We start from the raw sequence: 14,241 nt of genomic DNA, 5'->3' as shown, positions 1-14,241 counted from the left end.
AAAGATCAACAAACGGGGAAAAGATTCAAAAAAATCCCCCGACAATGTTGCCGGAGGATTTGTGTATAAGAGACAGCCCTGTGGGAGAGGGCCGGGGTGAGGGCATCAGGCCGCAGAGGAACTACTGCCCGTAATAGGCATTCGCTCCGTGTTTCCGCAGATAGTGCTTATCCAGCAGTTCAGACTGCATATCCGGCAGTTGCGGTGCCAGCTGGCGGGAGAACAGGCCCATGTAGGCGCACTCTTCCAGTACGACCGCGTTGTGTACCGCATCGTGCGCGTCTTTGCCCCAGGCAAAGGGACCGTGGGAGTGAACCAGTACAGCCGGAACCTGCATCGGGTTCAGGTCGCGCTCTTCGAAGGTTTTGATGATCACTTCGCCGGTTTCGTACTCGTACTCACCGTTAATCTCCGCAGTCGTCATCAGGCGCGTGCAGGGAATGGTGCCGTAGAAATAATCCGCATGGGTGGTGCCCCAGGCGGGCAGATCCAGACCGGCCTGCGACCAGATGGTGGCGTGGCGGGAATGGGTATGCACAATACCGCCAATCTCCGGGAAGCGACGATACAGCGCCAGATGCGTCGGCGTATCGGAAGAGGGCTTTTTGCTGCCTTCCACCACTTTGCCGCTGGCGATATCCACCACCACCATATCCTCGGCTTGCATCACGTCATACTCGACGCCGGAGGGTTTAATCACCATCAGTTTGCGGGTCTCATCGACCGCGCTGACGTTGCCCCAGGTGAAGGTCACCAGCCCGTGAGCGGGCAGCGCCAGGTTTGCCGCCAGTACTTCGGCTTTCAATTGTTCTAACATGCGAATCCTCCTTCCTGCATACGGGCTTCAATCCAGCGACGGGCCTGGATGATCTCCAGCACCGGCTCTTTGGCTTTTTCGGTCCACATTTCAATCAGAAATGCGCCGCGATAATTGAGATCCTGTAGCGTGCTGAAGACGTTAACGAAATCGACGCAGCCCTCGCCAAAGGGGACATCGCGGAACTGGCCTGGGCTGGTTTCCGTCACTGGCTGGGTATCTTTCAGGTGAATGGCGGCGATACGGTCGATACCGAGCGCCAGTTCGGCAGGGACATCATTGCCCCAGGCGCTGAGGTTGCCCACGTCCGGGTAGACGGTGAACCACGGAGACGCGAGCATCTCGTCCCACTTTTTCCATTTGCTGATGGAGTTCATAAACGCGGTATCCATGATCTCTACCGCCAGCATGACCTGTGCGCCAGCGGCCTGTTGCACCGCCCAGGCCAGACCTTCGGCAAAGCGTTGCTGGGTACCGGCGTCATGCTCTTCGTAATAGACGTCGTAACCGGCGAGCTGGATAGTACGAATACCCAAATCACGCGCCAGCCTGATGGCTTTGGTCATGATATCCCGCGCCCGTTCGCGCACGGCTTCATCGCGGCTGCCGAACGGGAAGCGGCGATGAGCGGACAGGCACATCGATGGGATCGCGACATTGGTTTCCAGCATCGCTTCTACGAGCGAGGCGCGCTGGGCGGTGCTCCATTCGAGTCTTGAGAGGCGCTCGTCGGTTTCGTCAACGGACATCTCCACGAAGTCGAACCCGCAGCTTTTAGCCAGAACCAGACGCTCCGGCCAGGATAAGTCTTTCGGTAGCGCTTTTTCATAAATACCTAATGGGTGATTACGCATGATCAGGCTCCCCAGATGTCGCGAATGCGGGCATGGAATTCCTCTGCGACCTGCTGCGGGTGAGCCGCGCCAGAAAGGGCGCGTCCGGCAATAAAGGCCTTCACGTTGATCTCTTTGAACAGCGGCAGGTCGGCCGGGGTGATGCCTCCGGTGACGGACAGCTCCAGACCGATATCCGACAGCGCTTTCATCCGCGCCAGATCCACTTCGCCCCACTGCTGACCGCTGGCCTGCGCGTCGCGACCACGGTGATAAATCGCCTGGCGAACGCCGGTGCTGTACCAGTCGCGGGCATCGTCGAACGTCCAGTTACCAAAGAGTTCGATCTGGATTTCACCCCCACGGGCTGCGGCAACCGCATGACCTTTTTCGATGGTCGCCAGCGGCGCGGCACAGATAATGGTCATCCAGTTGGCGCCTGCTTCCAGCGCCTGCTGAGCCAGGGTTTCTCCGGCGTCGGCGACTTTCCAGTCGGCCACGATGATTTTCTCCGGGCACTGCGCGCGCAGGGCGCGGACGGCATTCAGCCCTTCGCTCAGGCACAGAATGGTCCCTGCTTCCACGATATCGACGTGGTCCTGTAATAACGCAACATCGCGCTGGGCGGCGGCAAGGTCGGTGTGGTCGAGCGCCAGTTGCAGTAGTGGTCGGCTCATAAAGCGTGCTCCTTAATACGGGCGTGAAAGCCCTGAAGTGCGGCAATTAAAATCTGGTAACGGTGATATTTGCGCTGGTAGGCGGCATGGGCGTTCATGTCCGGCGTCAGGGTGTGCATCTCGTAATTGAGGGTCTGCTGGGCGTCGGTGAAGGTCTGATAAACGCCGGTGCCGACCAGTGCCGCGATGGCCGCGCCAAAGCAGCCGGTCTCTTCCACCTGCGGCAGTTCAACGGGCAGACCACTGACGTCCGCCAGCATCTGCATCCATACGCGGGAATGCGCCGGGCCGCCGGTGACGCGCAGGGCGCGGACCTCGGTAAAGCGCTCGCGCATGCGGTTGAGGTGCGTCATATGGCTGAACACCACCCCTTCGTAGACCGCCTGTAACAGATGCGCCCGGGTGTGCAGCGCCTGCATACCGTAGAAGCCGCTGGTCATGTCGAGTCCGGCGTTACTGCCGTACAGGAACGGCAGAAAGAAGACATCGCTGGCGGCTTTGGGCAGGCTGTCGACCAGCTGGTTTATCTCGGTAAAGCTGATGTCGCCCCACTGCGCGGTCAGCCATTCGAGGTTGCCGGAAGAGGTCGGGCTGGCTTCGTGCACGATGTACTGCCCGTCGTTGACGTAGCGCCCGTAGACGTATGGATGCGATTCGTTATCGCGCAGCCCATCGGCGATGCCGCTGGTGACCGCCCAGGTCCCCATCACGGCGTTAAGGGTGTACTCATCATCAAGTCCGGCGCAGAGAGCGGTAGAAACCACATCAAACAGACCGCCCACGACGGGGGTTCCCGCCGCGAGACCGGTAATGGCGGCTGCCTGAGAGGTGATTTCACCGCTAATTTGCGCTGAACCCACAATGGACGGCAGCGCAGCGTCGATTTCGCTGATGCCAAGCCACTGCGTCAGGCAGGGATCGTACTGCCCGGTGGTCATATGGTAGAGGTTGGATTCAGAGATATTGCTCTCTTCGCACCCCTTCACGCCGGTGAGGCACCAGCGCAGATAATCGTGGCCCATCATTACGCAGCCAATTTGCGCGTAACGCTGCGGCTCGTTCTCTTTAACCCAGCGCAGCAGCGAGGCCGGGTGCCCGGTCCATAAAGTCTGGCGCGTTAACGGGTAGAGTTTTTGTGGAATGCCATCCTGCTGCCAGCACTTCACAATGTTCATTGCGCGGCGGTCGGAGGACAGGATAGCGGTACTCAGCGGCTGGTCGTTTTTATCGAGTAAAAACAGCCCTTTGCCCTGAGCGGAAATCCCGACGCCTTTGATTTGTTCGCCGCGAATACCGGTACGTTGCAGCAGACGGGCAATGGTTGCCGCGCAGTGCTGCCATAGCTCCGCCATATCGCGCTCTGCCCAGCCCGGCTGCGGGCTGAGCGTACGCACCGACTGGCGTTCAATGTCGAATTCTTTACCCTGGCTGTTATACAGGCCTGCTTTCAGATAAGTACCGCCACAATCGATACCCAACCAGAAGGTCTCTCTTTCACTCATCTTTTTTTCCTGGTGTTGCCCCTCTCCTGAGTGGGTGAGGGGCCTAACTTGCTTTTGCTCCCTCTCCCGGTGGGAGAGGGCTGGGGTGGGGGCATCAGGCCGCACGTTTGGTCGCATTAACCGCACCAACAGACGACGCTTTGGCATCACACTTGGACGGCAGCAGCAGCGCCATCAGCGCGGCAATCGCCAGTGAAATCGCCAGGCAGTAGACGCCCGCATCTTTGCTGTACAGGGTGATCAACACGCCGACGGCATACGGGCCGCAGAAGCCGCCGAGGTTACCCAGGGCGTTAATCACACCGCGCGCGCCACCGGCCATTTCGGCACTAAACAGACGGGCTGGAATGGTCCAGAACACACCGGCTGCGGATTGCAGGAAGAAGCCGCAACCGACCAGCGCGGCATAGGACAGCCAGACGCTCTCTTTGAGTACGACCGAGAGGAACATGCAGGTCGCAAAACCAATCAGCGGCAGGGAGACGAACAGCTTACGTTTACCGGTGCGGTCAGACAGGGAAGAGAACAGGAACATGCCGGCAATCGCGCCAACATAGGGCAGGATGGCGAGCATCCCGACCTGACCCATATTGGTGTGAGTCAGCTCTTTCAGGATGGTTGGCAGCCACAGGGTGTAGCCGTAAATCCCGGTCTGGTAGAAGAAGTTCAGGGCGATCAGCTGCCACATGGTGCGGTCGGAGAGCACGGCGCTCAGCGAGGCGTTAACCACGGTTTTACCGGCGATGGCCTGCTGTTCGGCAGCCAGGGTTTCCACCAGGTATTTCTTCTCTGCTTCTGAAATCCAGCGCGCTTCCTGTGGGCGGTCATAGATGGTCAGCGCCCATAGCACCAGTACGACGATGGACATCAGACCTTCAATGATAAACAGCCAGCGCCAGTCCAGAGCGGTGATTATCCAGCCGGACAGCGGTGCGGTGATAATCCCGGCAATGGGCACGAACATAATCACGATGGCATTAGCGCGACCACGCTCAGCATCCGGGAACCAGTTACTGATCATGGTGAGCACCACCGGCAGCATGCCGCCTTCTGCCACACCGAGCAGGAAACGTAGCGCCAGCAGTTGATAATGGTTGGTGACAAGCCCGGTGAGTACGGAGATTACCGCCCATGCCACCAGTGACCAGCCAATGAATTTCTTGCCGCTGCCGTGGACGGCAATTTTGCCGCCAGGCACCTGTAAGAAGAGATAACCAAGGAAGAAAATACCGCCAGCCAGACCCGCCATAGTGGCGGTGATGCCTAACTCCTGATCCATCCCGCCGGGCATGGCAAAAGCGATATTAACGCGGTCCATATAAGAAATAATACAGGTGATAAGAATTGGCGGTATAATTCTTAACCAGCGTTGGCGCGGAATATCCGCAGATGTAGCGTAAGAGGAAGTGTTCATATTAATCTCTCGTTAAAAGTAACTGACTTTGCGATTAAAGTGACGCTTTATAGTTATTGTGTGGCTTTGTTTAACGCGTTAATGCCATCGCGTAATATGGCTATGCGATGATTCGCATCAGCATTAGCATCAATTTCCAGTAATTTAATACCGGCAAACTGTAGTTTTGCTGAGTCAGCCACATTAAATAATTCTTTTGCGCTTTCTATCGTTAACAAGCTTGCAGGGCAGAACGGCGCGAATGGCGTGTGCAGGTCAGTCCATTCGCCATACGGCCCCTCGGTTGCGGTGCCGGAGAACATCAGCGCCCCCAGTTTGCCCGCGGCTTTTACCGCCTGGGTGTGCGTCAGCGGCAGGGTGGTGTTTCGCCCTTCAATGGCGGAGCGCGCCCAGTTAATGCACACATCAATGTTGTAACCAGCAAGGCTCTCCAGCACGTTTTCCAGCGGCAGGAAACCTTTGCGCGGCGCGGGTTGGTTCATTGCATCGCAGTGTTCAAGCACCAGCGAGCATGACCAGTCCCAGCCGGCAATTTCTTTTACCGAGCGGGCGAAAGCATCGGTCGCCTGAGCCACGTTGCTATTACCTGCCAGTGGGGCCGCCTGCAGTTCAAGAGAGATAACCTTGCCAGCAAAGCGTTTGTTTACTGCATTGATTTTATTCAGTAAATGACGATGAAATTCGACGCAGGCCAGCCGTTGTTCTTCATCGCTGGAGGCCAGGCCAAAGGCGCCATTACCCCCGCCACGGCGGCGCATGGTTTCCGGGATAGCGGTGACCACCATCTCCCACTCCTGCGGCGTGTTCTGGAACAGCCACTCATCGCCATAAGGGTGAAAATTCTCGTGGCAGGGCTGTTCCAGCCCGCGGATGTGGGGCGTGTCCGCGAGTAAGCGCCAGAATTCCGTCTCTTCCTGTTCGCTTTTTTGGTGAAATGAAGGCGCACAAGGGTATGCGCCGATAATATAGCCGGCGTCATTTCTTTCCATTTTCAACTCCTTTTATTTATCGGTAAGCGATAAATAATTACGGATTAATTCAAAGCGGAAATCGCAACTTTAACCACTATTTTACGAATTGCAGTTTCCCGATGTTTATTACAGGCAGGGCGATGAACATCCTGCGGGAAAAATACGGCGTAGTTACCTGGCACCATTTCAATTAAGGATTCATTTTCACTGTCGTGATAAAAAATAATATCCCGTTGTTCCAGTAACTCTTCACTCACTACATTGTTTCCGGTATCGATAGCGACACCGATTTGCTCTTCGCCGGAATGTAAAAACTGAATATCCAGGTAACGGCGATGTACTTCCGGGCGCAGTTCATCGTGCGGACGGGTGGTCAGGTCAAGGATCTGTGCAAAGATGGTACGACCCTCAATTTCGACCACCCCCGGCTCCAGCTTGCTGAAGTCGGTGGTACGCAGAAAATCGAGCGCTTTCTCAATGGCCGCTGGATAGCGGCAGGCATTGGGTTGAGAAATGTGTCCATAAATCATGATGGCACTCCTTATAGCGACTTAATTTTCGCCCACACGCTGTCATCAACGGTAATGCCGTTGCGGCGGTTTTCTTCCAGCAGACGGGTAAATTCGTGGCCCGGCAGACGGATTGGCGCATCTTCATCGGCGCGTTCAGCGGTGGTGATGTAATCCATAATGCGTTGCAGCTTGGCATCACGGGTCGCGCCGTCGATCAGTTTGTCCACTTCGATGGCGATAAACACCTGCGAAATGTTGAACTCATCGCTGTTGTCTTCGGTAACGGCGGCCACGGAAGAGCCATCGGAAAGCAGGGTGGCAATCATGTCCAGCACGATGGACAGACCGGAGCCTTTCCAGTAGCCCATTGGCAGAATGCGACGGTTTTTCTCAATCGGTGCCGGGTCTTTGGTCAGGTTGCCTTCGTCGTCGAAACCACCGTCAACCGGCAGCTGACGACCCGCCAGGCGGTTCACTTCCAGCATGCCGTAGGAGAACATCGACATCGACATATCGACCATGGTGATCGGTGTCGACGGGATAGCAACGATCAGCGGGTTGGTGCCGATGCGGCACTCTTTCGCGCCCCACGGCGGCATAACGGCAATGGAGTTGGTCCAGCAGATGCCTATGTAGCCTTTTTCCGCCGCCTGCCAGCCATAGCTGCCGCCGCGCATCCAGTGGTTAGCGTTACGCACCGCCACCAGGCCAATACCGTGGTCGGAAGCCAGTTCAATCGCCCGATCCATCATTTTTTTCGCGGTCAGGTTGCCGATAGAACGCTGGGCATCCCACTGCTCAATCGCCCCCAGTGAGGTGATGCGTTTTGGCAGCGCCTCCGGGATGATGTCGCCGTTTTCCAGTTGCTGAATAAAGCGTGGGAAACGGTTTACGCCATGTGAATAGACGCCGGACTCGGTGGTACGGGCAAACATCTCCGCACAGGCGTCGGCGGTCTCTGCCGCTACACCGCGCGCCAGCAGGACACGGTTAAACTCATTTTTAAGGTCCGCAAAACTCAATAACATACCCTTTCTCCATTACGGCTTTTTTTCGTTTCATATAGTGAAATAACGTTCCACTAAATGATGTTGGGTTGCAAAAACGCGCCGACAGGAGCGGTGCGTTTTTGATGCATATTCGTGTTATTCCCGGTGACCGGGATGGCTGCTAACAACCTGTGAAAGGTTCTCCTGGTGTTGGCGCTGAGAACATTGTGCAACCTTTAAATTTCACTATGCGAAATCTGATTTCAAATATAACGATCATGATTTAACAAATCAATTGCTGCATAGTTTTTTGAATTTCAATAAAATCAATTAATTACAAAATTTCTGTTCAGATCGTGAAGTGAAACACACTTTGCGCTACCATCAGGTCGCCACAAAATGGAGAACGAAAGCGATGAACACAAAAGAGAGTGAAAACACGCAGGAGAAAGAGAGGCCGGCAGGAAGCCAGAGCTTGTTTCGCGGTTTGATGTTGATTGAAATATTGAGCAATTACCCGAACGGTTGCCCGCTTGCCCATCTGTCTGAACTTGCCGGGCTGAACAAAAGTACCGTGCACCGTTTGCTCCAGGGGCTGCAATCCTGTGGCTACGTTACCCCTGCGCCTGCTGCCGGAAGTTACCGCCTGACCACCAAATTTATCGCCGTTGGGCAAAAAGCCCTGACGTCGCTGAATATTATTCACGTTGCGGCCCCGCATCTGGAAGCCCTGAATATCGCCACAGGGGAGACCATCAACTTCTCCAGCCGTGAAGACGATCATGCCATCCTGATCTACAAGCTGGAGCCGACCACGGGCATGCTGCGTACCCGCGCCTATATTGGTCAGCATATGCCGCTGTACTGCTCGGCGATGGGTAAGATCTATATGGCGTTTGGTCAGCAGGAGTATGTGAAAGAGTACTGGGAGACGCATCAGGAGCAGATCCAGCCGCTGACCCGTAATACCATCACCGGACTGCCTGCGATGTATGACGAGCTGGCGCAGATACGCGAAGGCATTATGGCGATGGACCGCGAGGAGAACGAACTGGGCGTCTCCTGTATTGCGGTGCCGGTGTTTGATATTCACCATCGCGTGCCTTACGCCATTTCTATTTCGCTCTCCACTTCACGCCTGAAACAGATTGGCGAGAAAAACCTGCTCAAGCCGCTGCGCGATACCGCTCAGGCTATCTCTGAAGAGCTGGGCTTTACCCTGCGGGTGTAGGCAGAAGGCCAGATGTGCCTGGGCAAGTGACAGATCTGGCAACAATCCCGGCCAGGATCAAAGCATGAACGGTGCATTTTCTGGCACTCTGACGGCATTCAACGTCGGCGGAGTGGAAGATGAACCGTTTTATTATCGCGGATTCAGCCAAATGTATTGGCTGCCGTACCTGTGAAGTCGCCTGTGTGGTGTCGCACCAGCAAAACCAGGATTGCGCAGCCCTTTCCCCTGGCGCCTTCAGCGCCCGCATCCGGGTGGTGAAAACCGGGTCATTAACCACGGCGGTGACCTGCCATCATTGTGAAGATGCTCCCTGCGCCAACGTCTGCCCGGTGAGCGCCATCAGCCGGGTTAATGGTGCGGTTCAGGTTGAGCAATCTCTCTGTATTGGCTGTAAAAGCTGCATGATGGCCTGTCCGTTTGGGGCCATGGAAGTGACGCTGGAAAATGCCCGCGTTCAGGCGCTGAAATGCGATCTGTGCCTGCACCGTGAGAATGGACCAGCCTGTGTGGAAGCCTGCCCGACCAGCGCCCTGAACTGTATCGATCCCGTTAAACTGCGCCAGCAGCGACTGGAGAGCTACTTACTGTAAGTTATTGAAGTTCCATGTCACTGTCATGCTGTAGCGCCACTCGCGCTGGCGGCTGTCTGTGGGGACATCTCCCGTCGGACGCGCCGCTTCAAACGTCAGACTGTAGTGGCGATTATCGCCCAGCATCACGCCTGCGGCGACGGAGCTTAAGCGTTGATGGCGATAGCCGGGCTGGTTAAACCCGCTGCGTGCGGTGTCTGCCAGTACATAGGGCTGTACCGTTGCCAGCCATTGGCTCTCTTTTCGACTGTGCAAATAACGCAGCTCAACCTGACCACCATAGCCGTAATCCCCTTGCGCCTCGCCATCCTGATAGCCGCGACCAAAGCGTTGGGCACCGAAGCTTACTCGTTCTGCTTCAGGTAAATCATTATCTGACCATACCCCTTCCAGCGCACCGGAAAGGCGGACGTTTTCCGTAACCAGCCATGCGCCGTCGAGCTGGCCTTTCCAGCGGGTGAAATCGACATCGGTGCCCTGGGTTGGCGAGGCGTTTGCCCCCAGAGCATCCAGCCCCTGACGAACAGAAATACCACCGCCGAGGCGGGTGCCTGAATCCTCAAATGCCCGGATACCGTTGATGCCAAACTCCAGGGCCGGATAGCGTACCCGCTGGTTTTGCTCCGGCAACTCCTGGGTCTGACCAAATCCCCGGGCCCGCAGGCGGTAGTCGTTGCGTCGGTCGGTGTAATCCATGCCGCCAAAGAGGTTGACCTGTTTTTGCCGGGTCAGCAGCAGGGGATAGTTCAGACTCACGCCGCCGTTGTACTGGGTGGTTTTTTGCCGGGCATCCACCGAGATGCCATTAGGCAGGTAGAGTAAAGGGTCGTAGCTCTTTGGATCGTCGCGATAATAACTGCCTTTAAGCTGCACGCTCAGGCCTTCATCATTCACAAACTGCTGATAATTCATCCCGAAGTAATGCTTATCTGCGCCGTCACCCAGTGGGACAAAGGTCGCCACCCCGAGCTGATCGCCATAGCTGGTCAGGTTGCTCAGGGAGCCATTGACCAGCGCCAGACTCTGCCCGCGACGGGTGTCCAGCGTGGAGGAGATATCCCAGATATGCGGCTGTTGCGCGTTGACGCTCATGACTGCCGCGCCGTAGATATTCTTCGGCAGCTGGGCGCTAACGTCCACTTTGCTGCCTGGCGTGCGGGTCATTAACTGGCTGTAGCGATCAAAAAGCGCCTGTGACAGCGGCCGTGCCGCCATGATTTTTTCGGCAAGGCGTTTAAGACGCGCGGCAATCATGGCGTTATTACTGTTGATTTCACTGCGCGCCACATAACCTTCCACGAGGATAATTTTGATGGTTCCGTTGTGAAAATTATCGTCCGGTAGCCAGGCGTAAGAGAGAGGATAACCATCGGCCCGGTAGCGGGCGGTAATATCATTTGCCAGATTAATGATGGTTTTTAGCGGTACGGTTTTGCCGGCATAAGGGCGAAACGGCTGGAGCAGGGATTTCAGCGGATAGACGGTGCCGCCGATAAACTGAATATGTTTGACCTGCACCGGGGTGTCCGGCGTGAGCGCAGTGTCGGGTTTGGCTACCGTCACTTTGGGGGCAGGTAGCTGTCGGGTATCCGGTTCTTGTATCGTTCGCGAGGGCTTCGCCGGGTTAGCAGAGTCAACAATCGCCGGGAGGGTATCGGCGCGGGCAAGCGTCAGTACGCTGATGCAAAGCAGCACGGAGCAGAGTGGCAGTTTCATCGCTCAGTCCCTTTTTATTTTTCTGTCACCCGTCAGAGGGTGAAAACTGTTGCTGTGAAAACGTGCCCCCTGGCGGGGGCACAAAAGAAGGACTAATTATTAGGTTTTAGGATCCCGCCAACCGTGCTGGTCAGCCCGCTGAGCGGGTGGGTGTTTCCACTGGTGCTGGATGTGTTATTGGTTACTGAAGCATTGAGGTCGGCCGTCAGGGTGTTGACGGTTGCCCCTACGTTGGCGAGCAGTCCGCTTTTACTGGCATCGACGCTGGCATTGGCGGAAATACCGCCGTTACTGGTTGTGCCGCTACCCGTCGAGGTCGAGGCCGGTTTTACCAGTCCGCCCACATCGGTCACCGTCTGCCCCAGGGTTTGCACAACCTGACCGACGCCTGCGAGGTTCGGATTCGACGAACTTACATTGCTACCCACGCCGCTGACGCCATTGCCGACGGTAGTCAGCAGGTTATTCACCGGTGTACCCAGCCCGGTGGTGCTCCCCACGCCCTGGGTCAACTTCTCAACGCCTCCGGTGGTGTTGTTCACCAGCGTCGTTGCCCCCGTCGTCAGTTTACTGACCCCCTCGCTGGCAACCGCGGTGGTTAATGCATTCCCGGTGGTGCTGACCACCTGGCCGGTTCTGTCAACAATGGTGCCTGCAAGGTTGGTGACCGGCGCAAGGCCGGTGTTGGCGGTTGTGCTGGCAAGGTTGGTGCCAACGCCGGAGACGGTGTTCCCCAGCGCGGTTACCGAGGAGGTGACTCCCTGCACCGTGGTGCCCACGCCGTTGGGATTGTTCGAATCGCCAAGCCCGGTGCTGACGCCCGTTCCGGCGGTATTCAGTACGGTACCCAGCCCGCTGACGGTGGTTGCGACCGTGGAAGTGACCGGGTTATCGCTGGGTAGCTGGCTACCGAGGCCGTCCAGGGTGCCACCCACGCTTGATACCGCAGTGCCTGCATCGCTTACCAGAGTGCCGACTGCGGAGTTAGAGGTCGTGGTATCAACGCCGTCTGTTCCGCTGGTGCCGCCATCCGAACCACCGCCGTTGCTCCCGCCACTGCCGCCACCGCCTGTGCTGCCATCGGAACCGTTGCCTGCCGTCTGACCGTCCGCGCCTGACGTTTGCCCGTCTTTCAGTTTGGAATATGAGCCGCCGCTACTGCCGCTGCAGGCCGCTAAGGAGAATGCAAGAATAACCGCCACCGCGATTGTACTCAGGTGGTTAATTTTACAGGTAGCCATGATAATACCCTCTGAAATAAAACGCCGCCTGGCGTAATAATCAGTGTAAGAGGCTTTTGGATTCCCGGAGTGGATTGTTGGTGGTTATTTAATGATTTACTAAAAAATATGATTATTCCTAATTTCGTGTTATTTTGAAATTAAATAACCATTTAAAAACAATAAATTAAAACTATATTTAACAGTTTAGCTATGCTAAATGGTTAATAGTTGGTGTGGCTTTGGTTAACTTGATAATATATTTTTAAATCCACTGGAAAATATTAAAAAGTATGCATCTGAATATATCTATATTAAAACAGCAGGCTAATTAATTAACTATTTAATTAGTGTGGTTATTGTTTGGTATAAAAAGGCCTTCATGGCGAAGGCCTGATAATAGGCTACGGGTTTTCGCGCCAGGCGTTTTCAATTTCTTCCGCGAGAATTTTGACTCCGGCTTCGATTTTGTCCGGATCCGGAACATAGTTCATGCGCATACACTGGTGAGTATGCGGCCAGGGCTTATCGAGACCCGGGAAGAAGTAATCCCCCGGCACCATTAATACCCCACGTTTTTTCAGGCGCTGATAAAGCAGCTCGGTGCTGATGGGCAAATCTTTAAACCACAGCCAGAGGAAAATCGCCCCTTCCGGTTTATGGATCAGACAGCGCTCCGGCGACAAATAGCGGCGAATAGTGGCGATGGTTTCCTGCACGCGCTGGTAGTAGAAGGGTTTAATCACCGTTTCCGACAGGCGCAGCAGATCGTTACGCTTAATCATTTCGCACATCATGGCAGGCCCAATGCCGCCAGGGGCAAGACTGATAATGCCGTTCATATTACGGATAGCCGAAATCACTTTGTCGTTGGCGATAATAATGCCGCAGCGGCTGCCCGGCAGGCCCAGTTTCGACAAGCTCATGCAGAGGATGATATTCGGATTCCATAACGGACGCGCTTCGCTAAAGATGATTCCGGGGAAAGGCACGCCGTAGGCATTGTCGATGACCAGCGGAATCCCGTGCTGATTGGCCAGCGCATCGAGCTTAATCAACTCCTCGTCGGTGATGACGTTGCCGGTGGGGTTGGTCGGGCGTGAGACGCAAATCATTCCGGTCTCTTCGCCGATATGCAGATGCTCGAAATCGACATGGTATTTGAACTGGCCTTCCGGCAGCAGCTCAATATTCGGCCGGGCCGAGACAAACAGATCTTCTTCCAGGCCGGAATCGGCATAGCCAATGTACTCCGGCGCCAGCGGGAAGAGCACCTTACGGGTGCTTCCGTCGGCACGACGGCCTGCAAACAGATTGAATAAGTAGAAAAACGCGCTCTGGCTGCCGTTTGTCAGTGCGATATTCTGCGGTTCAATATCCCAGCCCAGCTCGTCACGCAGCATGCCTGCGAGCAACGTCAGCAGCTCAGTTTTGCCCTGCGGGCCGTCATAATTACATAGCGCATCAGTGGCTTTGCCGGTTTCCAGCATCTCAGTCAGTAAGTTCTGGAAGTAGTCGGTCATCGCCGGGATTTGTGCCGGATTACCGCCGCCGAGCATGATGGCGCCAGGGGTGCGTAAGCCGTCATTAAGATCTTCCATCAGGCGCGTGATGCCTGCATGGCGGGTGAATTTGTCGCCGAAAAGTGAAAATGTCATAGCAGCTGTTCTGTCGGTCTGATTTTAAAAATGGCTAACCATAGCGCTACATACTCTGCGGTGCAAATGCGATGAGATTGGCGTTGCTGGTGTTTTATGTTGTTAGTT

13 protein-coding genes are annotated in these 14,241 nt (G+C 55.6%); 2 read left to right on the top strand and 11 right to left on the bottom strand.

The features are described from left to right. Positions 1–121 precede the first annotated feature (121 nt). The 8 genes from araD to yiaK form a co-directional block, all read right to left on the bottom strand. Positions 122–817: an L-ribulose-5-phosphate 4-epimerase gene (gene araD / locus ACSZO4_RS05420; protein WP_437887851.1), complete on the bottom strand. Its 696-nt coding sequence runs from the start codon at positions 815–817 to the stop codon at positions 122–124. Further along, positions 811–1,671, bottom strand: coding sequence for an L-ribulose-5-phosphate 3-epimerase (locus tag ACSZO4_RS05415; RefSeq protein WP_437887850.1), 861 nt, complete (start codon positions 1,669–1,671; stop codon positions 811–813). Before ACSZO4_RS05415 ends, araD begins: the two co-directional genes overlap by 7 nt. 2 nt (positions 1,672–1,673) lie before the next feature. After that, positions 1,674–2,327, bottom strand: coding sequence for a 3-keto-L-gulonate-6-phosphate decarboxylase UlaD (gene ulaD / locus ACSZO4_RS05410; protein WP_437887849.1), 654 nt, complete (start codon positions 2,325–2,327; stop codon positions 1,674–1,676). Then, on the bottom strand, positions 2,324–3,829 hold the full coding sequence (locus tag ACSZO4_RS05405; RefSeq protein ID WP_437887848.1) for an FGGY-family carbohydrate kinase: 1,506 nt from the start codon (positions 3,827–3,829) through the stop codon (positions 2,324–2,326). Before ACSZO4_RS05405 ends, ulaD begins: the two co-directional genes overlap by 4 nt. Positions 3,830–3,923: 94 nt before the next feature. Then, positions 3,924–5,243 (bottom strand): MFS transporter, encoded by a 1,320-nt coding sequence (locus ACSZO4_RS05400; RefSeq protein WP_437887847.1) that lies wholly within the window; start codon positions 5,241–5,243, stop codon positions 3,924–3,926. Between the two features lie 53 nt (positions 5,244–5,296). After that, complete coding sequence (locus ACSZO4_RS05395; protein WP_437887846.1) at positions 5,297–6,232, bottom strand: DUF4862 family protein; 936 nt, start codon at positions 6,230–6,232, stop codon at positions 5,297–5,299. 44 nt (positions 6,233–6,276) lie between these two features. Further along, positions 6,277–6,744, bottom strand: a complete 468-nt coding sequence (locus ACSZO4_RS05390; protein ID WP_437887845.1) for a YhcH/YjgK/YiaL family protein — start codon at positions 6,742–6,744, stop codon at positions 6,277–6,279. An 11-nt stretch (positions 6,745–6,755) separates the two neighbouring features. Continuing rightward, complete coding sequence (gene yiaK, locus ACSZO4_RS05385; RefSeq protein WP_437887844.1) at positions 6,756–7,754, bottom strand: 3-dehydro-L-gulonate 2-dehydrogenase; 999 nt, start codon at positions 7,752–7,754, stop codon at positions 6,756–6,758. Between the two features lie 376 nt (positions 7,755–8,130). Here yiaK and yiaJ point away from each other — a divergent pair, with 376 nt between their 5' ends. Together yiaJ and ACSZO4_RS05375 are read left to right on the top strand one after the other, a co-directional pair. Further along, on the top strand, positions 8,131–8,946 hold the full coding sequence (gene yiaJ, locus ACSZO4_RS05380; protein ID WP_437887843.1) for an IclR family transcriptional regulator YiaJ: 816 nt from the start codon (positions 8,131–8,133) through the stop codon (positions 8,944–8,946). A 119-nt stretch (positions 8,947–9,065) separates the two neighbouring features. After that, positions 9,066–9,539 carry a 4Fe-4S dicluster domain-containing protein gene (locus ACSZO4_RS05375; protein ID WP_437887842.1) on the top strand — a complete coding sequence of 158 codons (474 nt, stop codon included), beginning with the start codon at positions 9,066–9,068 and terminating at the stop codon, positions 9,537–9,539. Here ACSZO4_RS05375 and ACSZO4_RS05370 read toward each other — a convergent pair. The 3 genes from ACSZO4_RS05370 to avtA all read right to left on the bottom strand — a co-directional run bounded on the left by ACSZO4_RS05370 (position 9,531) and on the right by avtA (position 14,133). Beyond that, positions 9,531–11,255 (bottom strand): ShlB/FhaC/HecB family hemolysin secretion/activation protein, encoded by a 1,725-nt coding sequence (locus tag ACSZO4_RS05370; RefSeq protein WP_437887841.1) that lies wholly within the window; start codon positions 11,253–11,255, stop codon positions 9,531–9,533. The genes ACSZO4_RS05375 and ACSZO4_RS05370 overlap by 9 nt on opposite strands. Before the next feature lie 92 nt (positions 11,256–11,347). Further along, positions 11,348–12,496: a collagen-like triple helix repeat-containing protein gene (locus ACSZO4_RS05365; protein WP_437887840.1), complete on the bottom strand. Its 1,149-nt coding sequence runs from the start codon at positions 12,494–12,496 to the stop codon at positions 11,348–11,350. Positions 12,497–12,879: 383 nt separating this feature from the next. Then, entirely contained in the window at positions 12,880–14,133 is a 1,254-nt protein-coding gene (gene avtA / locus ACSZO4_RS05360) for a valine--pyruvate transaminase (protein WP_437887839.1), read from the bottom strand. Positions 14,134–14,241 lie beyond the last annotated feature (108 nt).

Source organism: Phytobacter sp. V91 (assembly GCF_965644225.1).
GTDB lineage: Bacteria > Pseudomonadota > Gammaproteobacteria > Enterobacterales > Enterobacteriaceae > CBFFRJ01.
This window is presented reverse-complemented; position numbering and strand designations above follow the sequence as displayed.